The following is a 26,464-nucleotide window of genomic DNA, read 5'->3' as shown; positions in this document are numbered from 1 at the left end:
AGCCCCTTTCTATATTCAATCCAAGCTGTTTTTACGCAACTCGGTTTGGAATGCTTGGAGAAGATGAATGATCGAATTGATGCCTCGATTGTAATCCATCCGTTTTGGACCAATCAGCGCAAGTGTGCCAAGCGAAATCCCGTCTACGGAATAATGCGCACGAATCACACTACAGTCCTTCAGGGCATCGACATTGTTTTCACTACCGATCGTAATCAAAATCTGATTATCGAGATTCGGACTCAAGAAATCAAACAATGCTTCCTGTTGTTCAATCAACTCAAGAACAGGTCGCAACTTGGCGACATCTTGAAATTCCGGTTGGTCAAACATATTTGCTTTACCGCCCAGATAAATCAACGGACGTTCGTTGTCTTGATCCATCAGGACGATATCAAGTGCTTTTGACAGCAACGTCGTCTGTTCCGAATGTTCGGAACGAAACCGTCTGATTTCTTCTAACAGACGTACACGAAGCTGACTCAGCGGTGTACCGCGCAACGTTTGGTTCAACCGTTCCATCAGGCGACTTGCTGCCTCTCGTGAAAGTGCTTCTGCTAACTGAAGGGTTTTATGTTCGACATGCCCCGTTTCGGTCACGAGAACGATGACGACACGTCCTTCCGCTAACGGAATCAACTCTAAGTGATGGAGGCGTTGCCCTTCTTCTTTTGGTCCTAATACAAGCGTCGTATAATGGGTCAATTCGCTCAACAGGTCCGCTGTATGTCTGATCAACCGATCATTTTCATTCACGGAATGGGCAAATAACGATTTTAATGCTTTTGCCTCTTGCGGTGAGATGCTTTCCGGACGAATCAGATGATCGACATAAAATCGATATCCAAGCTCGGATGGGATTCGGCCAGCAGATGTATGTGGCTTCTCAATCAATCCCATCTCTTCGAGGTCCGCCATCTCATTTCGAATGGTCGCGGAACTGAACGTCACGTCACTCCGTTTCGAGAGCGTCCGTGAGCCGACGGGTTGAGCGGTTTTGATATAATCATCGACGATTGCACGTAAAATCAACAATTGGCGATCCGTCAGCACCTTCTTCACCACCTTATTTTGTTAGCACTCACTTTTAACGAGTGCTAATTACATCTTTACTATAAGGAATCCCGGAAATGATGTCAACCAATTTGCTGAACCCTTTGAAGACTTTCCCATTCTGCGATACAGTGAAACAAACAACCAAAAGGAGGAGTGAGATGTTAGAACTGTTTGCAATGGCCGGCGTGTTCGTCTGGGTCTTCATCGCAGTCCTTGGAACAACAGCATACTTCTTGCGAAAATCCAAAAAATAAAACGGCGTCTGCATACTTTCGTATGGACGCCGTTTTGTTGTCGAAATTGAACCTGTCATCGTGCTGATTTTTCGTTATTCCATCTCCGCTTCCCCGATGAACTCGGCAAACACTTCATTGGCGAGCGGTACACCTGCATCCGTCAAGCGGATGTGTGTCGCTGTCCGCTCGACTAATCCGCGTGGCAATAACTTCGCAATCGTTTTCCCAAACACTTTGTCGAGGGACAGTCCGTACTTGTGTTCGAAATGTTTCTCGGATACGCCTTCCTTCATCCGGAGACCAAGGAACATTTCCTCTTCCATCCGTTCGACTATCGTCAACAGTGTTTCATTACGGACCGGTAACCCTTCCGCTTTGATGTAGTGTGGAATCGGTGCGATGTTCGCCCGACGTGTCTGATTGATGTAACTGTGGGAACCAGCCCCAAATCCGTAGTATTCGTCATTCTCCCAGTAAACCCGGTTATGACGACTTTCCCGATTCGGTAAGGAGAAGTTCGAGATTTCATATTGTTTTAAGCCACCTGCTTCAATCGTCTCGATCATCAAGCGATACATATCGGCTTCTAAATCCTGTGTCGGCAAAGGTAACTTTCCTTTGCGTTCTTGAATCGCAAAGACCGTATGCGGCTCAAGGATTAAGGAATAGGATGAGATATGGGTGATCGGCAACCGTAAAGCCCGTTCGACATCGTATTTAACTTGTTCGAGCGTTTGATTCGGTAGTCCGAACATCAGATCGACGGAAATGTTATCAAACCGTTTCGCTGCGTGATCAAGCGTCTCCGCGACTTTCGCCTCCCGGTGTGTCCGTCCGATCCGCTCGAGCAATCCGTCGTCAAACGACTGGACACCAAAACTGACCCGGTTGACCCCTCCCGCTTTCATGATGTCGAGTTTTTCGGGTGAGACGCCGTCCGGGTTCGATTCGACCGTATATTCAAGCGTCTCATCCGTTAACGGAAGCAAATGTTTTGTAATGATGTCCATCAACCGTTGCATCTGGGGTTCATTCAACGCGGTCGGCGTTCCTCCGCCGATGAAAATCGTTTCGAGGCGGTCGGTTGGGTACTGCTGTAACGTGAGTTCGATTTCCCGTTCTAACGCATCGAGATACTCGGCGACCGGTTGGTTTTTTAAAAATACTTTATTAAAGTCACAGTAATAACAAATATGTTCACAAAATGGAATGTGGACATATGCGGCGCGTGGTGTCATTTCGCCTCATCCTTTCTCAACTTAAACAGAAAAAGGGTGCGTTAGACGCCCCCTTGGTTTATTTCCTCAATCTTCATCCATCGATAGAACCGACATGAAGGCTTCTTGCGGCACTTCTACCGAGCCTACCATCTTCATGCGTTTCTTACCTTCTTTTTGCTTCTCAAGCAATTTACGTTTCCGTGAAATATCTCCACCATAACATTTCGCAAGAACGTTTTTCCGCAACGCTTTAATTGTCGAACGGGCGACAATCTTCGTTCCGACCGCTGCTTGAATCGGTACTTCAAATTGCATCCGTGGGATCAATGCTTTTAATTTATCAACGATGACCTTACCTCGTTCATACGCAAAATCACGGTGAACGATGAAGCTCAAGGCATCGACGTTTTCATTGTTCAAGAGGATGTCCATCTTGACGAGACGTGACTGCTGGTACCCGATCAATTCATAGTCAAGTGATGCATATCCTTTTGTACTCGACTTCAGCTGATCAAAGAAATCATAAACGATTTCCGACAACGGGAGTTCGTATGTGATTTTGACCCGTGCCGTATCGATATATTCCATATCGATGAACGTCCCACGTTTCTTTTGACACAGTTCCATGATCGCCCCGACATAATCGTTTGGCGTCATGACAGCCGCTTTGACGTAAGGTTCTTCGATGAACTCGACTTTTTGTTGTTCTGGCATCTTCGACGGGTTATCGACGTGGAGAACTTCCCCAGCCGTCGTCGTCACATGATAAATAACCGATGGCGCCGTCGTGATCATATCGATGTTAAATTCACGTTCAATCCGTTCCTGAATGATTTCCATGTGAAGCATACCAAGGAATCCACAGCGGAAACCAAATCCAAGAGCCTGTGATGTTTCCGGCTCGAATTCGAGGGCCGCATCACTCAACTGAAGACGTTCGAGCGCTTCCCGTAAATCATTGTAACGTGCTGCATCAATCGGATAGAGACCACAGTACACCATCGGATTCATTTTCCGATAGCCCGGTAAGGCCTCAGTAGCTGGCTGTTTCGCAAGCGTGATCGTATCTCCGACCCGGACGTCTCCAACCGTTTTGATGGACGCCGATAATGTTCCAACGTCTCCGACTGTCAATTCCTTCTGACGAAGTGGTTTTGGTGTCGATACGGCCAGTTCAAGGACTTCAAAATCTTTTCCTGTCGACATCATACGAATCTTATCACCGATTTTCACCGTCCCGTTGACGACACGAATCGATGCCACGACACCACGATAGGCGTCATAATATGAATCAAAGATCAACGCTTCGAGTGGTGCTTCCGGATTTCCTGTTGGTGCCGGAACTTTTGCGACGATTTGTTCGAGAATCTCTTCGATTCCGATTCCGGCTTTCGCCGACGTCGGAACAGCTTCAGACGCATCGAGTCCGATGACGTCTTCGATTTCTTGACGGACACGTTCTACATCCGCCGACGGTAAATCGATCTTATTGATGATCGGCAAGATTTCTAAATCGTTATCAAGCGCCAAATAGACGTTTGCAAGCGTCTGGGCTTCGATTCCTTGCGCCGCATCGACGACGAGTACAGCGCCTTCACAAGCAGCAAGCGAGCGTGATACTTCATATGTGAAGTCGACATGTCCCGGTGTATCGATCAGATGGAGGATATATTCCTCACCATCTTTTGCCGTATACTTCAACTGGACGGCATTCAATTTAATGGTAATTCCACGTTCACGTTCCAAGTCCATCGCATCCAGCGTCTGATCTTTCATTTCGCGTGATGTCAAAGCACCTGTTTTTTCTAAAATACGGTCTGCAAGCGTCGATTTCCCGTGGTCAATATGGGCGATGATCGAGAAATTTCGAATACTTTTTTGCCGCTTTAAACGGTCTGCATTATTCATGTTTATAGTCACCTTACCTTATAGTCAAACGTACATACGCTTCATTATACCAAAAATCACACGGGGTGTACCATCTCGTTTTGTTTTCCCAAAAAACAAAAATCCAAAGAAACCCTAGAGCTGTTATTGCTTTTAAGAAAAACGTTTGCTACAATTGTGTTTGTTCTGTTGAACGATAAATGCAGATATGCGAATATAAATCTCGAATGAGTTTTCTTGGAGGTGAATCATCCATGGCTAACATTAAATCAGCAATCAAGCGTGTTAAAACAGCTGAAAAACGCCGCGTCGCTAACGTACAACGTAAATCGTCTATGCGTTCAGCAATCAAAGCAGTCGAAACTTTCGCTACTGAAGGCAACAAAGAGCAAGCGCTCGTAGCTTTCAACACAGCGTCTAAGAAAATCGACAAAGCTGCTGCTAAAGGTCTTATCCACAGCAACAAAGCTGGTCGTGACAAATCACGTCTCGCTAAACTCGTAAACGCACTTTAATTCTTTTCTGAAGAATACAGTGATCGATCGCCACTTGGAGCTTGCTCCAGTGGTGATTTTTTTATGTCTAAAAACCACCTGGCCAGAGTACTGTCAGGTGGTTTTCTTCAAGCTTTAAATCGATCGACCATCACATGATGCGGGCCAATTCCTTCAATTTCAAACGATTCACTTGCGATGGTCAGCCCGATCCGCTCGTAGAATGGAACTGCCACGAGTCGGGCATTACACCACCAACCACGCGCTTGTCGTTCGACTAACACGTTTCGCGCTTCTTCAATCAATGCCTTCCCGAACCCTTCACCCCGAACATCAGGACTCGTCGCCATCCCGCGCAATTGATACGTCAATTCAGAATCTTGTTCAAACGAACGTTTTGAAAATGTACCAATTGCAACAACACGCCCATTTTTGATTCCACCGAGATGGAATGTCTCTTCCGCATGGTCATCCGGATACATACATGCTTCGATCGGTTGATGCGGACGTAAGACTTCATGTCGAAGCGGAATCACTTCGGATGCTTGGATCATTCGAATTTCCACGTAATCTCCTCCTTACAAAGTTGCTAATCGAACGACGAGCGCATCAAATAAAATGCGTTTATCGCCTCGTCCGGTCTTCATCCCTTCGTCCGTCGTCGTAATGGCAATCAAGGCTTGTTCGAGCTGGGCGAACGTAAATCGTTTTCCGGATTGTAATGCCAGTTTGATGGCATAAGGATGGGCACCGACTTTCGAAGCGATTTGTCGCTCTCCATAACCTTGCTCGGCTAACCGTTTCGCTAAGAGCATCATCCGGTATTGACGCGCCATCAATCCAAGTAAAGCCAATACTTCCTGACCTTGCTTCTCTAAATCACGGATCAAACGAATCGCTGGTTCGAGTTGGCGTTTCATCAAATAATCGGTCAATTGAAATACATTGTCTTCCAACGTCCGCGGGACAAGTAGATTCACATCCTCCAGCTCAATCGTCGGATGATCTCCTGCATACAGCATCAGTTTATCCAGTTCATGTGTCAGCGTCGCCCACATCTCACCCGTCAAAAAAATCAGTCGTTCGATGGCCGGGCGTTCCATTCGATATCCTTTGTCATTAACCGCGTCCATCACAAAACGAAATAATTCTTCCGTTGTTGGTTTTTTCGCTTCAAGCAATACCGCACGATCTTTTAGACGTTTGACGATCGTCTTACGTTCGTCCAGTTTCTCAGCTTCGACAATCAGGACGACGATCGCATAATCAGCTGGTTTGATGATGTATTCCGCTAACCGGTCGACGTTATGTGTTTTTTTATCTTTTGCTCCCGTTAAAAAAGTCGCCGGTTTTGCAATGACAACACGGTAGTCACTCAAAAAAGGAACGGTTTCTGCTTCATCGAGTACGGCATCGAGCGGCTGGTCATTCAAATCGATTTTCATATAATCAAACCGCTCGCCGTCCGGCAAGGCAGCTTTCACGATTTCACGTTCCCATTCTTCCAAAAGGTGCCGTTCAGTTCCGTATAATAAATAAAGGTTCGCCAGTTTTCCGTTGACAAGCCAAGGAGTTTTCATCTTCCCCACCACATTTCACAGTTTGTTCTTAACTTCATCATAGATAATCCTCTTTTATTCCGCTATACTAGAAGCGGAATCTATTTTTAGGGGGAATGCAGCATGGCACATTCAGTACGCCCACCAAGTGAGAATGCGTTTGAAAACGATATTCAATCAAAACGTAATGACGCGCTTGACTCTGCCGTCGGTTTTGGCGCATCGTTCGGTTTTTTCGCAGTCTTGTTCATCATTGGCGTTGTAATCAAATTCTTAAGTCTATAATCACTAAAACAGCAACCTTGGGGGGTTGCTGTTTTTTATTTTAGCATAGGTTCACAACCCGTTGCTGAACAAGTTATCATTCCTTCTTGATCGGTCCGCATGATGGTCCGACCTCTTATTCGCTCCAGTACTTCTGCATGGGGATGACCATACCGATTGTTTCGTCCGGCTGAAATGATGACGATCTCCGGGTCAGTCCGTTCCAACAATTCTTTTCCTGTCGATGTCTTTGAACCATGATGTCCGGCTTTCAGGATGTCTACTTTCCCGACTGACCACTCCTCCTCTTCATCGACACTGGCATCTCCTGTCAATAAAACCCGCTTTCCTGCGACATCGGCCAGCAGGACGATCGAACGGTCGTTTTCTTCCTCCTCACTCCCTCGCGGAGCAAGGACACGCAACCAGGGGCGAATCCGTTGCCCGGATCGGACGAATTCAACTCGTGCCCCCGTCGCTTCAATCGTTTTGACCAATTCTTGTCGTTTCTCGTCTTCGTTATCGTATCGTCCCAGGTAAATCGTATCAACCTGTACTTTCTGCAGTAGTCCGACAAGACCACCGATATGGTCGTGATCGGCGTGGGTCAGGATCAAACCGTCAATTTGCTTCTCAGATCGTGTATACAGAAAAGGAGCGACGATTTGCCCACCTGGATCGAAGGGGCGTAAAGGAGGGCGTTTCGAGAGTGAATACGCACCGCCTGTATCGACAACAAACGTCTCCCCGTCTTTTTCGACGACCGTACTGTCCCCTTGTCCGACATCAAGAAAGGTAATCCGTTCCCCTGTCCGCACATCCATCCATGTACTCGCTAATGCGAGGCACAGTAGCGGGATCACATGCCCGAACCATTTGCGTTCAGCTACCCACCACCCCGAAAACACACCAGCTACGACAGCCGCCCAGAGCGGGAGTGGTAACAGATGCAGTGCTAGCGAAGACAACGGTAATCGTTCTACCCATGCTAAGGACTGATCGAGTAATGAAATGGCTTGACCATGAAGAGGAATGATCGTCGTCGACGTTGGCAGCAAGATGGTCGCACTCGCGAGAAACGACAGCGGTAGGATGATCCATTCAATCCATCCCCCTAAGACGATATTCAACACTGGAGACCAGACGGAAAGTTCCGTCTGCTCCGTTAGTTGTAAAAACAGGCTCGTCATGACTTGTGCCCACATACTGATCAACAACCAGTTCCACGGACGAGGGATGCCTTCCCACAAGTTACGGGACAATAAGAGAAAAATCGTTAACCCCACCGTCAATTGAAAACCAACATCATATAAGCTAGTAAAGGAGACCGCTAATTGAAGGGACGCTACCCAAGCAACGACCATCAAAGGGTCCGGTCGGCGGCTGATGCGATAGCAAAACAAGAGGAACATCGCGACACATACAGCACGTGTCACCGGAGGACTCCATTCTGTCAACCAACCGTACAGCGGTAACAATGCTAAGAGGAACTCGTATCGACGCTCCCTTGTCAATCGGAGCTTCTTTAAGACCCATAACATCGTCCAAATCAAAAACGCGATGTGCGAGCCGGAAATCACGATGGCGTGGAGTAATCCAAACTTCTTGAACCGCTCTAGCGTCGTCTGATCCATCAGACGGTCTTCTCCTAAGACAAGTGCTTCGATATAAAGGGCTTGTTTGATGGGAAGTTGCTCAATCCGCGCCATCCATCGTTGTCGAATGCGGCGTCCGTTCGCTTCATATCCCGGTGTCTCGGAACAGTCTCCCCACTGTTCGACCTCATACTTCCCTCGTAACTGTTCTGTCCGCATCCAGCGTGCCTCATCAAAACCACCCTCGTTCATCCTCGGCAGGACAGGTACTTCTTTTAGCGTCACCTCACAGCGCTGTCCAATCCGTTCGTAATCAAGATGCGTTGCATCATCAAGCGTTGCCGCGACGACGATTGTTTGTGTTTGCGCTTCTGCCAGATAACGAATCCGGTCTCCGTTCTGTTTGGCATCAAGGATGTCGATGACCGTGATTTCTTTTAACGTGGGAGGCGTGACGACATGAAACAGGAAAAGCAGACTCAGTCCACAGATTGTCAGTAGATGAAACGTCGACAGCGACCATGCTTTGAGGACTCCGATGCTTGCGAGCACCGCGACGAACCAGAGGGATTCTTTGCAGGCAATGAGCAGAATGATAAAAAACAAAGGAAATAGAGGCATTAGTAGACAATCAAATAGGCTTTCAGATTTTCCAACGTCTTCGGTCCAAAGCCTTTGACGTCCCCTAAATTTGCATATGTCGCAAATCCACCCTTATCCTCTCGGTATTGTAAAATCGCAGTTGCTTTCGCCGGACCGATACCAGGGACTTCTAATAACTGTTCTTCCGTCGCCGCATTCAAGTCAAGCAGTCCTTTCGGGACATCGGCCGCCGTTTTTTCCGGTGACTTGGACTTGGACGACCGTCCCTTCTTTTTAGTCGGAACAATCAACTCCTGACCGTCAATCAAACGTGCAGCTAGATTCAATTGATGGGTGTCTGCTTCCGCTGTCACATCTGCTCGCTTGACGGCATCTTGAACCCGGTCCCCGAGACGGAAGGAATACGGTCCGGGACGTTTTACGGCTCCTTTGATGTCGACCATGATTTTTTTTTGGAGAAGCTGCTCTTCTGATTGATCTTCCGCCTGTGCATCCTGTTCATGTTTGACGATCGCTGGTTTTTCAACAAGCGCTTCGTTCGAACAAGAAGGCAGTGGAACGAATAATACGATAAGTAGTAACACGACTACTGCTCCAGTAGCAAATTGTTGTAAGCGTGGAATCGTCATCAGTATCCCTCCTGTCTTTCGACTGTATCAATTTTTCCGCGACCATCGTTTTTCGTTAACTTCTTTTTCTCCTCCGTCTCTTGAACACTAATCGCCGTCCGTCCTTCCTTATGGGCGATTATTTGCGGCTATTCGCGATTAACGCAAAAAAAACCATCAACCTGGACTTGGTTGATGGTCTTGGCAACTCTTATAGTTTTTCAGCGACGAAAAAAATGCGCTCAGCTGTCTCGGTCGGAGCATCGGACGTAAAGTCGCCCGTCACCGCACGCACACGGAAACCCGCCTCGCGTAACCAGGTGATATACTGCTCAGGTCGATACGTCCGTTGGTGATGCGTTTCGTCGACACGGTCATATCGTCCATCTTCCCCTTCAATGAAAAACGTCAGTTCATGGACGACGGACAACGGAGACTCACCGGGATCGGCAAACCAAATATACGAACTTTGTTCGGCATGGGTCGCATATGTTTTCCCGTTGAAAAGGGTCTCCATCTTATGTGGCGAATGGACATCAAATAACAATAATCCACCGTCCTGTAGCAAACGTGCCATACTCTCAAACGTCTGTTTGACATCTGCTTCTGTTTGCAGATAATTCAACGAGTCGCACAAAATCGTAATCGCATCGACCGGTGCCGGCAGTTCGAGTTCCCGCATGTCCTGTACCCAAAAGTCAATATGTCGTCCTGTTTCCATCGCCTTTTCTTGAGCGATTTCAAGCATTTCCTCTGACAAATCGACGCCTGTGACATCGTAATGATCGGCGAGTAACAACGTCGCTGTTCCCGTACCACAACCAATATCAGCAACTGTTTTCCCTGGCTCCACATGTTTGAGGACCCACGCCACCCACTCGGGGTACGGAACATCTTGCATCAGTTCGTCATAGACATACGCAAACTGTTCGTACGCCATTAGTCGATCTCGACTTCTACTTTAGGAGCATCTGCCCATAATTTCTCGAGGTTGTAATAGTCACGGTCATCGCGGTGGAACACATGGACGACGACGTTTTCAAGGTCAGCGAGGACCCAACGTGCCGCATCCATTCCTTCGAGTCGTTTGATCGGCAATTCGTTTTTGTGAGCAACTTCTTTTACTTCACGTGCAATCGCTTGAACTTGTTTTTCGGAGTTCCCTTCACAGATGACGAAGTAATCCGCAATCGGTGAAATTTTCGACATGTCGAGTACGACGATGTCCTCGGCACGTTTATCATCAATAGCATTTACGATTAATTTTAATTCTTGTTCGACTGTCATAGGACGGTCCCCTTTCGTTTTTCCGCGACGAACGCATTGTACGTCTCAATCGTCAACGGAAAAATCACTGTTTGTTTTTTACATAAAAATTCAATCGTCTGCACAAGTGTCGCAATGACCGCTTGCGTCAAATCTTTTTGTGCAATCTGCCGGAGTTGTTCGACACCCGGATAATTCCGGTTCGGTTCAATGGCATCCGCAACGAAAATCACTTGATCGAGTAACGGCATATTAGGCGCACCCGTCGTATGATTCGCAATCGCCTGATAGATGGATGCATCCTCGATCCCAAGCTCACGCTTGACGAGTTCTGCCCCAATCGGTGCATGCAGTAATTCATCGTCATACATCAATAAATCATCCAAACCTAACTCGACTGCTATCGTACGCATATAGGATACATTCCGATACTTGGCGTAGTCATGTAGCATTGCGGCTAATGCGGCTTGCTCTTTTGAAACTCCATTCTGTTGCGCCAGTTGAATCGCCGTCTCGACGACCCCTAACGTATGAATGTACCGTTTTTCCGGTAAGGTCTGTTCAATGATTTGTTTGGCTTCTTCAAGTCGCATAGAGTTTCCACTCCTCGATTAATTGTCGGACCGGTTCCGGTACAAGATAACGAATGCTGCGTCCTCTTGCGACCCGTTGCCGGATATCGGTCGAAGATACTTCAAGCAACGGCATATCGACGGCTGTGACCCGGGCACCCTCCGGTATCAAATACTGATTTCCTGGACGGGCAACAGCCCCAAAGCGAATTTCTTCATACAATTCTTCCGCCCGGTACCAAGTATCCAGATTGACTAACGAATCGGCGCCTAACAAAAAAAAGAAATCCTGTTCCGGATACCGACTCTTTAGTTCACGAATCGTATCCAACGTATACGACTTCGCTTCACGTTCAAATTCAATATCCGATACAAAAAAGGCCTCATTGGACTGAATCGCGGCTTGAACGAGCTGAAGTCGTTTCGTTGCACTCGTGATTGTCGATTGTTTATGCGGCGGAAGTTTTGCCGGCAAAAACCAGACCTCATCGAGTCCAAGTTGTTCCTTCGCTTGTTCTGCGATCAACAGGTGTCCGATATGCGGCGGGTCAAATGTCCCGCCCATCAGACCAATCTTCATCGTGGTAATTGAAGTGTCTTATTCTCTTTCGACTCTTTATAGAGAACAATGACCTTACCGATGACTTGTACCAAATCTGCATTTGTTCCGTCAACGAGTTCCGACGCGACATCTTTTGGTGCTTCCGCACAGTTTTGCAAGACTTGTACTTTCAATAATTCACGTTTTTCGAGTGCGTCCATCAAATCAGCACACATCGCTTCACCGACTCCATTTTTTCCAACTTGGAAAATCGGGCTTAAATCGTGGGCAGTTGCCCGTAAATACCGTTTTTGTTTACCTGTTAACATCTTATGATTCCTCCAATTGCTTTCTAATCACCTGTTCGCCAAGTGCGAGATCAGGTTTTTGACCAGTGAAACGTTCAAACGCTTCAGCTGCTTGTAGTACGAACATCAAGACACCATCTAATGTAGCAAGTCCGCTTGCGGTTGCTTCACGCAAGAGACGGGTCGGAGTCGGTCGATAAATAATATCACAAATCAAGGCCGTCGTCTCTGTCAACTCGATCGGCATCACTTCAAGATGAGGCGCCATTCCGACCGATGTCGTATTGATGACGACATCGTACGGTGTTAAATCCACGACCGTCGACCACGGGATACTGTTACATCCGAATTCAGTCGCGACCTGTTGCGCCGTCGCATCCGTTCGATTCATGACGGTCACACGCCCGGATAATGCCGGAATGATTCCACGGGCTGCTCCACCGGCACCAATCACCAATAGATTCGTTGTCGTCGTTCCCTGTGTTGCTAAGGCACGCGCAAATCCGATGCCATCTGTATTGGCCCCAACCAGTTCATCCCCATCCCAATAGACCGTATTGACCGCTCCTGCACGCGCAGCAGCAGGCTCTAAGCGATCGAGAAAGGGAATGATCGCCGTTTTATATGGAATCGTGACATTGATTCCATCCAACTGCCGATTTCGTAGTCGCATGACAAGTGACTCTAATGCGTCTGCTTCGACATCCACCATGGTATAACAGCCGAAAAGCCCAGCCGCCTTCAGCCATGTTTCATGCAACATGGGCGAAAGTGAATGGGCAATCGGATGACCGATGACAGCAAAATGCATCAGACGAGCGCCTCACGTAGAGAGACGGCAACACCTTTTGGTGCGTAAGCAGCAACTCGTCCGCCTTTTCCATGAACAGCAACCCAGCCAAGTCCACTGAAGACGATATCCGTCTTCATGTTGTCGCGGAGACTGAACTCGTGTCGAACGAGCGGAGGAAGCATCTCAAGCGTTTTTTCATTCGGAGGGGACAACAGTTCTCCGTTATGATTCGCATACAGATCGTCCGCTTTATCGAGCTTCGTCCGATGGACCTTCAAGTCGTTCGACATGTAGATGACGAATGACCGTTTGTTTCCTTCCATGTAGTCGAGACGAGCCAGACCACCGAAGAACAACGTTTGTTGCGGATGGATTTGGAACACTTGCGGCTTGATTTCTTTTTTAGGCGTAATCAATTTCAAGTCTCTTCCATCCACATAATGCGCCATCTGATGATGGTTGATGATTCCTGGCGTGTCGTAGAGGTTACAGTTATCATCGAGTGGGATGTCAATCAGATCCAGCGTCGTTCCCGGGAAGTGACTGACCGTGATGACCGCCTCTTCTTCTTCCCCGAATCGTTTGATGACTTGATTGATTAAAGTCGATTTACCGACGTTCGTACAGCCGACGACATAGACGTCGCGTCCTTTACGGTAATAATCGATTTTTTCTGCCAGTTCGTCCACACCGTGTCCTTTTTTCGCACTGATCAGATGGACATCCACTGGGCGTAATCCAAGTTCTTTCGATGTTTGGCGCATCCAGTTCATCAGACGATTCGGATTAAGTGACTTCGGTAAGAGATCGGCTTTGTTTCCGACCAATAATACATCATTTTTTCCGACAAAACGATGTAAGCCTGGTAACCAACTTCCGTTGAAATCAAAAATATCAACGATTTTGACGACAAGTGCATCTTTTTGACCGATTCCATCTAAAATTTTGACAAAATCATCGTCCGTTAATGCGACGTCTTGAATTTGGTTGTAGTGCTTGAGTTTAAAACAACGTTGGCAGATGACCATTTCACGGTCAAGTGCAGATTTAGGCGCATAACCAGGTGCTTTCGGATCCTCTGTTTGGATCGCGACACCACAGCCTGCGCAATTGATTTCTTCCATGTGTGTGTTGAGCCGCATCGGGAACTTTCCCTTCTCTATTCAACGTAGCGCCCTGCTCGCCACTCCAAGAGCGTAACTTCCGACCTTTTGCCGTACATGCTGCGACTGCTGCCTATCCTTTCATCTACCGGTATGACAGGGTCATTGTTGCTTATCTTGACGAATCGCTTCAATTGGATGTTTTAACACTGCTGGATCCTCTTTGACACGTTGCGTCAATTTATAGATCCCTTTACGTTTCATCCGTCGAAAAATCACGCGTTCCATCAGGCGATTAAATTTTGTGACGACACCGTCTGTCTTGACGACGGGTTGAACATGGATCACTTCGATACCTACTGAATTTGCGCCTAACACATCCGTAAACAGTTGATCCCCAAGGAAGACAACTTCCTTCGCGTGATAACCGAATTCCGTCAGCGCCCGTTTGAAACCGATCGGTAATGGTTTACGTGCCGGTGCAATATAATGTAGGCCAAGTGGATCCGCAAACTTCTTGACTCGATCGCCGTTGTTATTCGAGACGATGATGACGTCAAATCCATATTGGTTATTCACCATATCGAGCCATGACACCAATTCGTCTGGAGCATCGGCAATATTCCAAGCGACAAGTGTATTATCGAGATCCGTTAAAATTGCTTTGACACCGTTTCGTTTTAACATTTCTAAGTCAATATCATAAATCGACGCTACAAAATGTTTTGGATAAAGTCGTTTAAACACGAATAAAACCTCCAGATGATGGTCTAGCTCTATAGTTAAGTTTAAGAAACAGTTATGTTCTTATCGTTCGATTATAGCACAATCAATTTGATAGAGCGACGACCAAACGAAAAGGGGTTAACCCAAAGGTAATCCCCTTTCCCTGCACGAGTCGCGTGAACCAAGTGATTTTTTCCTAGACAAGAACAGTGTGGCAGATTTTAATCCACCACACTGTTCTCTGTAAAAATGACTTTTGAGTCCGCCGCCTGTATCATCGACTGTTAATAATAACGAATCCACAAATACAGTTGCGATAAAATCAGTGTCACGAGTGTGATCGGCGCTCCATACAATAAGAACCGTCCATACGTGAATTTCTCACCTTGTCGCGTGGCCAACCCTGCCACGATGACATTGGCAGATGCACCGATCAGTGTCCCGTTCCCACCCAAGCAGGCCCCAAGCGATAGCGACCACCATAACACCTCGACTTGTTGACTGTCCGGCGATAGACCGATTCCAGTTGCGACATCGTTGATGAGTGGAATCATCGTCGCGACAAACGGGATATTATCAATCGTCGCACTTGCGATCCCAGATAACCACAGGACGGCAGTCGCGGTCGTATTGATATCTCCACCTGTTAACGTGATTGTTTTTTCGGCCAAGAAGCGAATGATTCCAGCTTCTTGAATCCCTCCGACTAAAATGAACAGACCGGCAAAGAAAAAGATCGTCGTCCATTCGATCCGAGCGAACACTTCTTCTAACTGATGATTGTTTTCAATCGTCAGTAACATCAACACGGTCGCTCCAAGCATCGCAATCGCGGGGGCTTCGAGATGAATCCCGATACGACCAAGGACTGGGTGCAGGACGAACAACGCGATCGTGCTCAACAAAACGATACTGCTGCGTAAAACCAGTTTACGACTGATGATATAGCTGTTTTCATCAATTTCCATCAATTTTTGTTGATTTTCCGGTTCGACATGCAACTGTTTCCGGAAAATCAGATATAAAATACCGATCGTCACGACCGTAAGTACAACGATCAATGGGGCTAGATTCCATAAAAAGGCGTTGAACGTCAGATGAGGATTCGCTGCCCCAATCATGATATTCGGAGGATCTCCAATCAGCGTCGCCGTTCCGCCGATGTTCGCGAACAAAACTTCTGCTAGAAGGAACGGAAAGGGCTTGATTTTCAAGACTTTTGTAATCGAAAACGTAATCGGAACAATTAAGAGGACGGTCGTGACATTATCTAAAAATGCCGACCCAAACGCCGTCAATACCGACAACATAATTAAAATTTTAATGGGGTCTCCTTTTGTCCGTTTCGCTGCTCGGATCGCAATGTATTCAAATAACCCTGATTGATTGGCGATCGTAACAAGAATCATCATCCCAATTAGTAAGACGATCGTTCCCCATTCGACGTATTCGAATAAAGCGGATTCGAGCTCCACGATTCCGAACATCACCATTGCTAGTGCACCAAGCAGCGCGACGATCGCTCGACTCACCTTTTCACTGATGATAAAGGCATACGTCACTAAAAAAATAAATAAGGCTCCATATACTTGAAGCGATGAGTTCGTCATTTCTGTAAACATCAAAATCTGCATGACAGATTCCTCCTAAGCATGACGAGACGCTCCCTTGTAGAGAGAGCGTCTCGTGTTCATGAATTCCAGTGACCGATTTGTTGCCCCATGAGGACGGAGCCCGTGATGTCGCCCGCTAGCGTGACAGCATCTTTCGGACAGATCAAGACGACCGTCGAACCAAACGAAAAATAACCAAACTCATCGCCACGTTTGACTTCACGACGTGGGTTCGTCTGAACGATCGTGTTGACGTTCAATGCTCCGACCATGACGTGTTCGAGTGCGTGTTTTCCTTGGGTAATTCGGGTCACACGTCGGTAGTTTCGTGTCAACGGACGTTTCCCATACTCGAGTCCCAGCTCATTGACAGGCGCTGAATCGCGTCCTAGCGTATAGCTTGTCCGAACCATGCCATCGATCGGTACATGGACCCGGTGATAGTTTTGTGGACTGAGATAAAAGATCATGACGCGTCCGCCAACATAATTCTGAGCTTCGTGGTGCGAACCGAGTAACTCTGACACCGAATAGGTTTGACCCTTTACCACAAACCGACTGTCTTCCGTCAAATCATCGACGACGGATAACATACCGTCACACGGACTGACGAAGGCGTTCGGAGACGCGTCAATCGGACGGACATCTTCTTTTAAGTGTCGGACAAACAAGTCGTGTAAGGTTTTATATGAATCAAGCGGTTGGTCTGCTTCTTGCATCTGCAGGTCATACATCTTTACGAACGGTTGGATCAATGGTCGACTCGCTGGACTCATTGCAAATCGCCGTAATTGTTTCGCAACTACTGGATGTCCGTTCAACTCAAACAGTTGAGTAAAAAACCATTTTTTAATCATTTAAATCACCTGACGATTCTTCTTCTGAATTTTTAACGTCTTTACCGGCAAAAAATTCTTTATACGCTTCTTCTGTCTGCTCACCTGACACACGGCTGACTTCTTTTCCATCCTTAAAATGAACGACGGTCGGTGTCCCTTCGATGGCAAACGTATCCCAAGCCGACTGCTCAACTGCAAGATCGATTTGTTCGAACGGAATATCCTGCTTCTCGCCGAGCGGAACTAAGTACGGTTTTACTTTTTCACAATGGACGCATCCCGTTTGATAAAAGTATGTGTAGAACTCATCTCCGGATTGCAGTTTATCGGACACTTGACTTGCAGTTAAGTTTCCGTTTTTAGAAGCCGAATCTTCTCGGTCCATGAACAGTAACAGGCCCGCTCCGAGTAAGACGATTAGCGCAATGACACCAGCTGTAATCCAATTGGCTTTTGATTGCGGTTTTTTTGTTGGTTTGACACGGTTAGACTTCTTTGACACATCGATCCCTCCGTCATCTTGGCAAAAGCCATTTTTTCTGAATCATTATAGCACGCCCATTCGCAAGAATCGTATCGATTTGCAAAGCGTCATCAATCAGTAACAGATCAGCGCGTTCTCCTATTTTGATTTCTCCACCAGAAATCCCATATGCCCGTGCGACGTTCAACGTGACCGTCTGGATTGCATCCTCCAGTCGAACACCGTGCCGGACGGCATCACGGACTGCTTCAAGAATCGAGTTTGGTTTTCCTGTCTCTAAACGCAACAGTTTTCCGTTCTCATCAAACGCAGGCAGACTGGCTCCGGCATCACTCGACATCGTAATCTGATCGAGCGGAATACCCGCATCGAGCGTACGTTTTAATGCAAGTCCTGCCGGTAATTCCCCTTCTTGAATGAAGGCCTCCGTCGTACACGTCGTGAAATCGATTCGCCCACCTTGTTTGGCCCACCTTAAACTGGCTTCGAAAATCCGTTCGCTTCGATTGATGTGCGTCGGCAAAAATTGTGTGATGGGAATGTCTGTTGTTTCGACCACTTTTTCCAGTAAACGAAGTGCTTGTTTGCCGTCACCGATATGGACATTCATCGTTCCGTTGACTCCTTTTAGAAGACCGGCAATCCGGGCTTGTGAAGCGAGACGCGCTAACTCTTCGACAGTCGGTTGCGTCGAACGATGGTCATTGATCGCAATCTCACCGATGCCGATGACTTCGTTGATTAAAAGAATGTCTTCGGCAATTGAATTCGTAATTGATACAGGGGGCACGGCATAACTACCGGACAATAAAAAAGGACGGATGCCCTGACTTGTATACCCACGAACGTGTGCAAGTAAGTCCATCCCTGTCCGGGTCCAGCCGTCCGTCCCAAGCAGACCAACGACGGTCGTGACGCCACCGGCTAAGAAGTCTGTTGCCACAAGAGGAGCGGTCCGCGTCGCAAATCCCCCTTCTCCACCTCCACCAATCGGATGGACATGTCCGTCAATCAAACCGGGAATAAGCTGTTTCCCTGTCCCATCGATGGTCTCTGTAATCAACCGTTCATCGATGGCATAGGATCCGATTGCCAGAACCTTACCTGCCCCAATCCATACATCGGTGGATTCACCTGCTACACTTACATTTTTAAGAATTATCATCGCTTGCCTCCTAAACCATAAAAAGCGAGCCTATCGTCCGAATGACGATATCTCGCTTTTAACTTATTCTGCCTTTGTCCCTTGACCAAGACCAAGATCTTCATTGACTGCATCAAGTGCGAAGACGACAAGTGAAGTCACGACTGACATAGCTGTCGCAAATCCGAAGTTGTACGTGACTGCATCGACCGCTGATACGATGAACACGGCTGTGTTCACGAGTAAGAACGACCAGAAGAATGTAACGAGAAAACGCATTCTTCCCCCTCCATTTCTTAGCTTACTTTTTAATGTCCTACGTTTTGTAGTATATCATTTTTTAGTACGACAGACAGCTTTTCTCTGTTTTTTTTAAACGCTTTCTTGATTCTGGAAAGCAGGCAATTCCAGATGTTTTTTAGAGGGATATGCTACAGTAAACATAATGAATCAAGAGTGGAGTGGGTTATTTTATGCAACGTCATCTTATCGCCGTCGATCTAGACGGTACTTTACTACGTGACGACAAGACAATCAGTCAAACGAACTTAAAGGCTTTACGGACCGCTCGGGAAAACGGTCATGAAGTCGTCATCGCAACCGGACGTCCTTTTCGACATGCCAAACGCTATTACGACGAACTCGGTCTGACGACACCGATCGTCAATTTCAATGGTGGGCTTGTTCATCATCCACACGATCAACACTTTGAAGTCAGTCACCATCCGATTCCACTGAAGACGGTTCAGCATATTTTAGAATCGGTATCCGAGACGAAAACGCAGAATATCGTCTGTGAAGTGACCGATCATGTTTATTTCCAACGTGATCCGGTCGGTATTTATGAATTTTATACGGACCATGCTTTATCCGTGACGACAGGTGACCTCCGAAAGGTCTTACAACACGAACCGACATCGTTACTGATTCATGCGAAAGGTGAACACGTCCAAGACATCCGTTCTGAGTTGTCGAGCATCCATGCCGAAACGGTCTTGAACAGGCAGTGGATTAAACCTGAATATATGGTCGAAGTGATGCGCAAAGGAACGAGTAAAGCAATTGGTCTCCAACAGATTTCAAGATATCTCGGCATTGATCAAAAACAGATCGTCGCCTTTGGTGACGAAGAAAATGATTTGGAAATGCTCGATTACGTGGGTCATGGTGTCGCGATGGGCAATGCGATTGGTCCGCTCAAGCTAATCGCCAACGGGACAACAAAAACCAATCAAGAAGACGGGATTACCTACTATCTGAAGCATGTGCTCGGACTGATTTAAGCCATCCTAAACAACATAAGCCGTCTTCTCTGTCTATACGACAAGGAAGACGGCTTATTCGTGTCCTTCAAGGACCGTTGATTCATACGCTATACCCTTACCCTTTTCGGAAATAGCCAACGACTGAATCTGTTGCGACGACATTGATGAAAACCGTCTCGTCCGCGTCACGACAAATCCGTTCGACATCCCGTAATTCATGTCGTTCGATGACCATCATCAGCGTCGACTTCTCCGCTCTTGAATAGGTCCCGATCGATGGCATCTGTGTGATTCCACGAATGATATGTTGATGGAGTGCCGTCGTGATGTCATCGGCATGATTGGTAATGATGAAAATCGTCAGGCGTTGGTTACTCGTATGGATCTCATCGACGACTTTTGATGTCACATAGATGAAGACAATCGTATAGAGCGCTGTCGACCAACCAAACAACGCACCTGCGAGTATCGCGATCAAGAAATTGAGGACAAACAGATACAGCCCGACGCTTCGATCGGAAAAACGAGCAAAAATCAAAGCAACGATATCAAATCCACCCGTCGAGGCCCCGAATTTAATCGTGATTCCTGTTCCAATCGCAAGCAACACACCGCCAAATACAGCATTTAGTGTCTGATCACCCGGAATGACAGCATACTGTGGAATCAGTCCAATAAAAATCGTCGTCGCCAAAACTGAAATCAAGGTAACGATGGTAAAACTACGTCCTAACATGATCCATGCTAAAACAATCAACGGCAGATTCAGGACTAAGAACCAGACGTTTTCACCAAAAGCGAATGCCGTCCCCTGTAAGGTCTGCGTTAAAATCTGGGCGAGTCCTGTAAATCCTGTTGAATAAACTCCGCTTGGAATCAGGAACCAGTTCATTGCTAAAGCAATGACGAACCCGCCAATCGAGGCGACAATTACCTTTAAGATACTTTCCTTTACAACCGCTGTCACACCTTGTTCTCCTCTCATTCGTAAACTATCTTGGAACACTTTAGCACATAACAAATGAGTCCGGATAGTCAAGAAGACGAAAGAATTGTATTTCTTTTTTTGGTACCGCTCTCATTTTCGGAAGTTGAACACAACTTAACGTTTAGGAAAAACTAAAAAAATTCCGACATGCTGACCATGTCGGAATTTTTGTCATACTGTCATCGATGCTGGAATCGTAACCGTACCTTCTGCCGGAACTTCTACGCTGTCACCATGTAGCTGCAACGTAAATGCCTCGCCGATATTCTGCTCGATAGATACTTCGTTTTGTTTGACGTGCACGAGGATGTGATGACCGCGCCATTGCATCCGGAACGAATAACTTGTCCAGCCTTTTGGCAACATCGGCTTAAAGGACAAGGCACCGTCTTGAACACGAAGTCCCGCGAATCCGTGGACGATTGACATCCAAGATCCGACCATCGACGTAATGTGTAGACCGTCTTCTGTATCGTTGTTGTAGTTATCAAGATCGAGACGCGCCGAACGTTGATATAATTCCATTGCTTTTTCTTCATACCCGACTTCTGCCGCGATGATTGAATAGATACACGGCGAGAGCGACGATTCGTGGACCGTCCGCGGCTCGTAAAAATCAAAGTTTTTCTTTTTCTCTTCAATAGAGAAACGATCCGTCAGGAAGTATAACCCTTGTAAGACGTCCGCTTGTTTGATGAAGACGGAACGTAAGACACGGTCCCACGACCAGTTTTGGTTTAATGGTAAGTGTTTCGGATCAAGATCTGCGACCATGATTTGTTCCTTATCCATGAAACCATCCTGTTGCATGAAGACGTCCGGCACAGAGTCATCTTTTGGATAATACATCTTTTGATCGATATCTGCCCAGTGCGCCAATTCTTCATCCGTCAACGCGAGCTGATGCATCAATTCTTCCAACCGTGTCGGTTCTTCTTGTTCTAAATGACGGTGAACCGTTTGGGCATACTCAAGACACCAGGCTGCCATCAGGTTCGTGTACCAGTTGTTGTTGACATTGTTTTCGTATTCGTTTGGTCCTGTTACACCCAAGATCATATAGACGTCTTTATGTGGCACATAGTTGACACGACTCGCCCAGTAACGCGCAATCTCAACGAGCACTTCAAATCCATATTGTCCAAGGTATGACGTATCACCTGTATAGTTCGTATAGTTGTAGATAGCGTGAGCAATCGCCCCGTTGCGGTGAATCTCTTCGTGCGTGATTTCCCACTCGTTGTGACATTCTTCTCCGTTCATCGTCACCATCGGATACAAGGCACCTTTCATTCCAACATTCTTATCCGCGTTTTCTTTTGCTTGCGGCAATTGGTTATGACGGTATTTGAGTAAGTTCCAAGCGACATCCGGCTTCGACGTCGCGAGGTAGAAGTTGAGACAGTAGGCTTCTGTATCCCAGTATGTCGCACCGCCATACTTTTCTCCCGTAAACCCTTTTGGTCCAATGTTTAGACGGGAGTCTTCTCCTGTGTACGTCTGGAACATATGGAAGATATTGAATCGAATACCTTGTTGGGCTTCGATATCGCCTTCGATTTTTACGTCTGCCTCTTCCCAATGTTTTAACCAGGCTGCTTCATGGTCAGCCAGAACATGATCAAATCCAGCTTCGAACGCATCATTGACCCGTTTCATCGCCTGAGCAAGCAAGTCCTCGATTTCATAATCACGATTCGTCACGAGTGCAACCAACTTTTCAGCTGTAACGGATTCTCCCGCGGGTACCTGCTTCGTGAAGCGATTCGAAACGTACTGCAATGTGCCTTCAAGCACTTCACATCTTGCTCCTTCGACATCTGTAATCATTGCTGCCGTCACATGCCAATCCAGTTTTTTCGTTTTAGACGTGACATAGGCAAACCGTTCCTCTGCTCCATGTTCGACGGGGAGCCAGAACTTTTCATCGTAGTTCGAATCTTCATTTTCGACATCCGCATCAAGGTAGGATTCGATGACGATTTCTGCGTCAAAGTTAACAGGAGTGACGGTATACCGGAGTCCGGCAAGCTCTTTATCGACGATCGAGAAAAAACGTTTTGCTTCGATTTTCGTTTCTTCGGTTCCATTTTTGATCAACATCGTCCGCGTGAGGACACCATGTTGCATATCGAGTTCGCGTTTAAAATCAACGACATCCCATTCGTTCAAGTCAACGTTTTTTCCGTTGATCGAAACACGGATACCCATGATGTTGACGGCATTCAATACTTTTGCAAAGTATTCTGGATAGCCATTTTTCCACCAGCCGACACGCGTCTTGTCCGGATAATAGACACCGGCGACATACATGCCTTGATGGGTATCGCCCGAATAATCTTCCTCGAAGTTCCCTCGCATTCCCATATGTCCGTTCCCAATCGATGTCATCGATTCAGCTAGACGGTTATCTTCCGGATGGAATCCTTGTTCTGTAATCTTCCATTCGTTAATATCAAATAATCGTTTCATTTTAAGTCGCTCCTTCATTCTTAATCACATGGACGCACAAGCCTTTTTGTAAGCGTTTTAATATTCTCTACCTTCTTTATTTTACACATAATAACCACTAATGCAATCGTTTGCACGAAAATAAAATTCTTTTTCTGCGTCTCTTTCTATTTTGGACAAGACGGCCCTCTTCACGGCATTTCCCTCAAAAAAAACACCACCGGTCCGTGATGGACTGATGGTGTTTAAGACTTACTTGGCGGTTCCACCACATGATTGGCGAACGACCAGATAATGAGGCACGATGACCCGTTTTCCGTAAGGTGTCGCTTCTTCATTAATCTGTTCGATCAGACAATTCGTCGCTTCAAATCCAAGACCAAAGATGTTGATTTCGACTGATGTCAACGGGGGACTAGAGAACTCCGCGATGAATAAGTTATTAAAACTGACGACTGCCATCTGATCGGGGACACTGATTTCCATCTCATTGAGCGTACTCATGACACCAAGTGCCATCATGTCGTCACTGACAACGACAGCAGTCGGCGGATGTTCAAGCGACATCAAACGTTTGACGGCATCGGCCCCGCCTGTCGTCATGAACGGCGCACTGACGATATACGAGTCATGAATCGGGATGCCTTCTTCCATCAGTGCCGTTTTGTATCCACCAACACGTTCCTGTGTGACCGCTAAGTCCTGTGATCCACCGACAAAGGCGATACATTCGTGACCGAGTTGATGTAAATATTTTGTGACTTCACGCCCTGCGAGGTAGTTATCCGTATCCACATACGTCACATGGGAAGAATCACTAAACGGTTTACCGACGACGACGAACGGAAATTTAGAGTCCTGTAAAAACTGGACGACTTTATCATCCGTCCGTGAATACAAGACGACGACCCCATCGACTCGACGACCCTGAACCATCGAGACGACACCTTCGTATACTTCTTCTTCCGAGACACCTGTCGTCATGTATAGCGAGTATCCGTTTTGATGTGCTTTCGTACTGATACCCCGAATCACTTCTGAGAAAAATGGATTTTGAAGTGTTTTCGTCGCCGCACTTGGCATGACAAGACCGATTGCCTGGGTTGTCCGATTCGCGAGACTCCGGGCATGAACGTTTGGATAGTATCCCAACTCCTCCATCGCCTGACGGACACGTTCCTTCGTTTTTTGGCTGATCCGCGGGCTGTTTGCAATCACACGCGATACAGTAGAGGGCGCGACATTTGCTTCTCTTGCGACATCCTTGATTGTTACTTGCATCCCTTTCACCTCATCATTTCCCTACAAATGTATTTTAGAGTGTTTCCTTCGTCCGATTGATCCGTCTTCGATGCACGAACAAAATGATTAAGGCAAGAATCGGTGCGATTGACCCAATTGCAACAAGCGAGACCCAATTCACTTGCGAACGCTCGATCACATATCCATTGGCACTGTTCGCATCAAGCGTCACTTCATACGCATCACCATCTTGGCGAACGACATCCGAGAACAGTAACCCCCGTAATCGTTGATCGTCACCCACTTCTGATGCCTTTACACGTAATGTCGTTTTCTTTTCCCCTAAGTTAATCGCATACAGGACTGTCTGATTTTTTGTTTTTCGTTCAAACACAGCCATATGATCGGTTTTCGCGACCATTCGCTGTTTACCTGTTTCAAAGGCAGAATAGTCATCACGCATCTTGTTTAACGTCTGTACATATTCTTGCATCTTATCGTTTTTGTCGAACTCCATCATCATCCGATTTCCTGGATCGTCTCCACCAGGCATCGCCACTTCTGTCCCCTGATAGACAATCGGCATTCCTGGTGCTGCATACAAGGCAAACAACGCGAGACGCAGTTGACGTTCCTCATCTTCGGCTCCACCAATCTTCGCTTCTGTGATAAAGCGTTTTAAGTCATGATTATCAATGAAGTTCGCTAAAGACATCGCTTTCGGGTTAAACGTAGTATCTCGATTATAAACCGAATCCAACTCTTCCGCCGAACCATTTTTTCGAGTGAATTGATCTTTGATGCCGTAATAAAACGGGAAGTTCGTGACGGAATCAAATCCTAATTTTGAATACGTCGCAATCTTTCGTGGATCCCCGTCAAATACTTCTCCGAGCAAGAACAAATCCGGATGATCTTGTTTGACGGCCGGAATGAACTTTTCCCAAAAACCGGGTGGAACATGCCGGACGGTATCAAGACGATAGCCATCAATTCCCGTCTCATCGACCCAATACTTGGCGACATCAATCAAATAGTTGACGACCTCTTGATTTTCCGTATTGAAGTCTGGCAAGTCAAATAACCAATTGTTTTCGACTTCTGCTTGGTTGTTCCAGTTTATGATGGTTTGTTCTTTATGGAACCAATCTGGTTTTTCCTCAACAAGTGGATGGTTAGGTCCTAAATGATTGACGACCAGATCAAGCACTACTTTAAGATCACGCTTATGCGCTTCCTGGACCAATGTCTTGAACTCTTCTTTTGTCCCGAAATGTGGATCGATTTCATAATAATCATCCGTCCAGTATCCGTGGTATCCGTTCGGTCGGTTCTTAAAGATTGGTGTCAACCAAATCGATGTGAACCCCTGTTCCTTGATGTAGTCCAAACGTTTTGTGACCCCTGCTAAGTCGCCACCTTGAAAGGCTTTTGGATCATCGGAATTTGCTTCTAGATCGTTACTCGGGTCACCGTTCTCAAACCGGTCGACCATGATGAAATACATCCGTTCTTTTTCCCATCCTGCTGCTTCGCTCGTCTGCGGAAATATTCCGATAGACAAGAGAAGCGGCAAGAGGAGAAGCATCACGCCTCGTCTCATGCCG

27 protein-coding genes are annotated in these 26,464 nt (G+C 46.8%); 3 read left to right on the top strand and 24 right to left on the bottom strand.

The window, feature by feature from the left end; translation table 11 throughout:
- Positions 1 to 15: 15 nt before the first annotated feature.
- From hrcA to lepA, 3 genes are all read right to left on the bottom strand, one after another.
- Positions 16 to 1,053 (bottom strand): heat-inducible transcriptional repressor HrcA, encoded by a 1,038-nt coding sequence (gene hrcA / locus P404_RS0113165; protein ID WP_014969765.1) that lies wholly within the window; start codon positions 1,051 to 1,053, stop codon positions 16 to 18.
- Between the two features lie 331 nt (positions 1,054 to 1,384).
- A complete protein-coding gene (gene hemW / locus P404_RS0113155; protein WP_014969763.1) occupies positions 1,385 to 2,530 on the bottom strand; it encodes a radical SAM family heme chaperone HemW in 1,146 nt (381 codons plus the stop codon).
- 66 nt (positions 2,531 to 2,596) lie between these two features.
- Entirely contained in the window at positions 2,597 to 4,420 is a 1,824-nt protein-coding gene (gene lepA / locus P404_RS0113150) for a translation elongation factor 4 (RefSeq protein WP_014969762.1), read from the bottom strand.
- Between the two features lie 233 nt (positions 4,421 to 4,653).
- On the opposite strand from lepA, the gene rpsT reads away from it, so the two are divergent.
- Positions 4,654 to 4,914 carry a 30S ribosomal protein S20 gene (gene rpsT, locus P404_RS0113145; RefSeq protein ID WP_014969761.1) on the top strand — a complete coding sequence of 87 codons (261 nt, stop codon included), beginning with the start codon at positions 4,654 to 4,656 and terminating at the stop codon, positions 4,912 to 4,914.
- Positions 4,915 to 5,021: 107 nt separating this feature from the next.
- Here the strand turns inward: rpsT and P404_RS0113140 are convergent, their stop codons facing one another.
- Positions 5,022 to 5,459, bottom strand: a complete 438-nt coding sequence (locus P404_RS0113140) for a GNAT family N-acetyltransferase (RefSeq protein ID WP_014969760.1) — start codon at positions 5,457 to 5,459, stop codon at positions 5,022 to 5,024.
- Positions 5,460 to 5,471: 12 nt separating this feature from the next.
- Positions 5,472 to 6,473, bottom strand: a complete 1,002-nt coding sequence (holA, locus tag P404_RS0113135) for a DNA polymerase III subunit delta (protein WP_014969759.1) — start codon at positions 6,471 to 6,473, stop codon at positions 5,472 to 5,474.
- Between the two features lie 102 nt (positions 6,474 to 6,575).
- Here holA and P404_RS18280 point away from each other — a divergent pair, with 102 nt between their 5' ends.
- A complete protein-coding gene (locus P404_RS18280; RefSeq protein ID WP_012369678.1) occupies positions 6,576 to 6,737 on the top strand; it encodes a YqzM family protein in 162 nt (53 codons plus the stop codon).
- A gap of 35 nt (positions 6,738 to 6,772) precedes the next feature.
- Here P404_RS18280 and P404_RS0113125 read toward each other — a convergent pair whose 3' ends face one another.
- The 15 genes from P404_RS0113125 to P404_RS0113055 all read right to left on the bottom strand — a co-directional run bounded on the left by P404_RS0113125 (position 6,773) and on the right by P404_RS0113055 (position 19,190).
- Positions 6,773 to 8,932 (bottom strand): DNA internalization-related competence protein ComEC/Rec2, encoded by a 2,160-nt coding sequence (locus P404_RS0113125; protein WP_026831004.1) that lies wholly within the window; start codon positions 8,930 to 8,932, stop codon positions 6,773 to 6,775.
- The gene (locus tag P404_RS0113120) at positions 8,932 to 9,543 is read right to left on the bottom strand and encodes a ComEA family DNA-binding protein (RefSeq protein ID WP_026831003.1); all 612 of its coding nucleotides are present in this window, start codon (positions 9,541 to 9,543) and stop codon (positions 8,932 to 8,934) included. Before P404_RS0113120 ends, P404_RS0113125 begins: the two co-directional genes overlap by 1 nt.
- 190 nt (positions 9,544 to 9,733) lie before the next feature.
- Positions 9,734 to 10,462, bottom strand: coding sequence for a class I SAM-dependent DNA methyltransferase (locus tag P404_RS0113115; protein WP_014969756.1), 729 nt, complete (start codon positions 10,460 to 10,462; stop codon positions 9,734 to 9,736).
- Positions 10,462 to 10,809 carry a ribosome silencing factor gene (rsfS, locus tag P404_RS0113110; protein WP_014969755.1) on the bottom strand — a complete coding sequence of 116 codons (348 nt, stop codon included), beginning with the start codon at positions 10,807 to 10,809 and terminating at the stop codon, positions 10,462 to 10,464. Before rsfS ends, P404_RS0113115 begins: the two co-directional genes overlap by 1 nt.
- Positions 10,806 to 11,381: a bis(5'-nucleosyl)-tetraphosphatase (symmetrical) YqeK gene (gene yqeK, locus P404_RS0113105; protein WP_014969754.1), complete on the bottom strand. Its 576-nt coding sequence runs from the start codon at positions 11,379 to 11,381 to the stop codon at positions 10,806 to 10,808. The genes rsfS and yqeK overlap by 4 nt, the downstream gene beginning before the upstream one ends.
- On the bottom strand, positions 11,371 to 11,940 hold the full coding sequence (gene nadD, locus P404_RS0113100) for a nicotinate-nucleotide adenylyltransferase (RefSeq protein ID WP_026831002.1): 570 nt from the start codon (positions 11,938 to 11,940) through the stop codon (positions 11,371 to 11,373). The genes yqeK and nadD overlap by 11 nt, the downstream gene beginning before the upstream one ends.
- A complete protein-coding gene (gene yhbY / locus P404_RS0113095; protein WP_026831001.1) occupies positions 11,937 to 12,230 on the bottom strand; it encodes a ribosome assembly RNA-binding protein YhbY in 294 nt (97 codons plus the stop codon). Before yhbY ends, nadD begins: the two co-directional genes overlap by 4 nt.
- Before the next feature lies 1 nt (position 12,231).
- Entirely contained in the window at positions 12,232 to 13,020 is a 789-nt protein-coding gene (aroE, locus tag P404_RS0113090; RefSeq protein WP_014969751.1) for a shikimate dehydrogenase, read from the bottom strand.
- The gene (gene yqeH, locus P404_RS0113085; protein WP_014969750.1) at positions 13,020 to 14,126 is read right to left on the bottom strand and encodes a ribosome biogenesis GTPase YqeH; all 1,107 of its coding nucleotides are present in this window, start codon (positions 14,124 to 14,126) and stop codon (positions 13,020 to 13,022) included. Before yqeH ends, aroE begins: the two co-directional genes overlap by 1 nt.
- 141 nt (positions 14,127 to 14,267) lie before the next feature.
- Positions 14,268 to 14,852, bottom strand: coding sequence for a YqeG family HAD IIIA-type phosphatase (locus P404_RS0113080; RefSeq protein ID WP_014969749.1), 585 nt, complete (start codon positions 14,850 to 14,852; stop codon positions 14,268 to 14,270).
- 263 nt (positions 14,853 to 15,115) lie between these two features.
- Positions 15,116 to 16,465, bottom strand: coding sequence for an ArsB/NhaD family transporter (locus P404_RS0113075; RefSeq protein ID WP_026831000.1), 1,350 nt, complete (start codon positions 16,463 to 16,465; stop codon positions 15,116 to 15,118).
- A gap of 56 nt (positions 16,466 to 16,521) precedes the next feature.
- Positions 16,522 to 17,301, bottom strand: a complete 780-nt coding sequence (locus P404_RS0113070) for a phosphatidylserine decarboxylase (protein WP_026830999.1) — start codon at positions 17,299 to 17,301, stop codon at positions 16,522 to 16,524.
- Positions 17,294 to 17,785: a thioredoxin family protein gene (locus P404_RS0113065; RefSeq protein WP_014969747.1), complete on the bottom strand. Its 492-nt coding sequence runs from the start codon at positions 17,783 to 17,785 to the stop codon at positions 17,294 to 17,296. The genes P404_RS0113070 and P404_RS0113065 overlap by 8 nt, the downstream gene beginning before the upstream one ends.
- Positions 17,786 to 17,798: 13 nt before the next feature.
- Positions 17,799 to 18,932: a beta-aspartyl-peptidase gene (iadA, locus tag P404_RS0113060; RefSeq protein WP_026830998.1), complete on the bottom strand. Its 1,134-nt coding sequence runs from the start codon at positions 18,930 to 18,932 to the stop codon at positions 17,799 to 17,801.
- A gap of 63 nt (positions 18,933 to 18,995) precedes the next feature.
- Positions 18,996 to 19,190, bottom strand: a complete 195-nt coding sequence (locus tag P404_RS0113055) for a YjzD family protein (RefSeq protein ID WP_012369663.1) — start codon at positions 19,188 to 19,190, stop codon at positions 18,996 to 18,998.
- A 194-nt stretch (positions 19,191 to 19,384) separates the two neighbouring features.
- Between P404_RS0113055 and P404_RS0113050 the strand changes: the two genes are divergently transcribed.
- A complete protein-coding gene (locus tag P404_RS0113050; RefSeq protein WP_026830997.1) occupies positions 19,385 to 20,194 on the top strand; it encodes a Cof-type HAD-IIB family hydrolase in 810 nt (269 codons plus the stop codon).
- 97 nt (positions 20,195 to 20,291) lie between these two features.
- On the opposite strand, the gene P404_RS0113045 is transcribed toward P404_RS0113050, so the two are convergent.
- The 4 genes from P404_RS0113045 to P404_RS0113030 form a co-directional block, all read right to left on the bottom strand.
- Complete coding sequence (locus tag P404_RS0113045) at positions 20,292 to 21,143, bottom strand: YitT family protein (protein WP_026830996.1); 852 nt, start codon at positions 21,141 to 21,143, stop codon at positions 20,292 to 20,294.
- 192 nt (positions 21,144 to 21,335) lie between these two features.
- Positions 21,336 to 23,636: a glycoside hydrolase family 65 protein gene (locus tag P404_RS0113040; RefSeq protein ID WP_026830995.1), complete on the bottom strand. Its 2,301-nt coding sequence runs from the start codon at positions 23,634 to 23,636 to the stop codon at positions 21,336 to 21,338.
- A gap of 231 nt (positions 23,637 to 23,867) precedes the next feature.
- On the bottom strand, positions 23,868 to 24,896 hold the full coding sequence (locus P404_RS0113035) for a LacI family DNA-binding transcriptional regulator (RefSeq protein WP_026830994.1): 1,029 nt from the start codon (positions 24,894 to 24,896) through the stop codon (positions 23,868 to 23,870).
- A 34-nt stretch (positions 24,897 to 24,930) separates the two neighbouring features.
- The gene (locus P404_RS0113030; protein ID WP_026830993.1) at positions 24,931 to 26,460 is read right to left on the bottom strand and encodes an alpha-amylase family glycosyl hydrolase; all 1,530 of its coding nucleotides are present in this window, start codon (positions 26,458 to 26,460) and stop codon (positions 24,931 to 24,933) included.
- Positions 26,461 to 26,464: the final 4 nt, after the last annotated feature.

Origin of the sequence: Exiguobacterium antarcticum DSM 14480, assembly GCF_000685865.1 — a bacterium.
In the GTDB taxonomy this organism is placed as follows: Bacteria; Bacillota; Bacilli; order Exiguobacteriales; family Exiguobacteriaceae; genus Exiguobacterium_A; species Exiguobacterium_A antarcticum.
The sequence above is the reverse complement of the archived record's forward strand: the minus strand, read 5'-3'. Positions and strand labels throughout refer to the sequence as shown.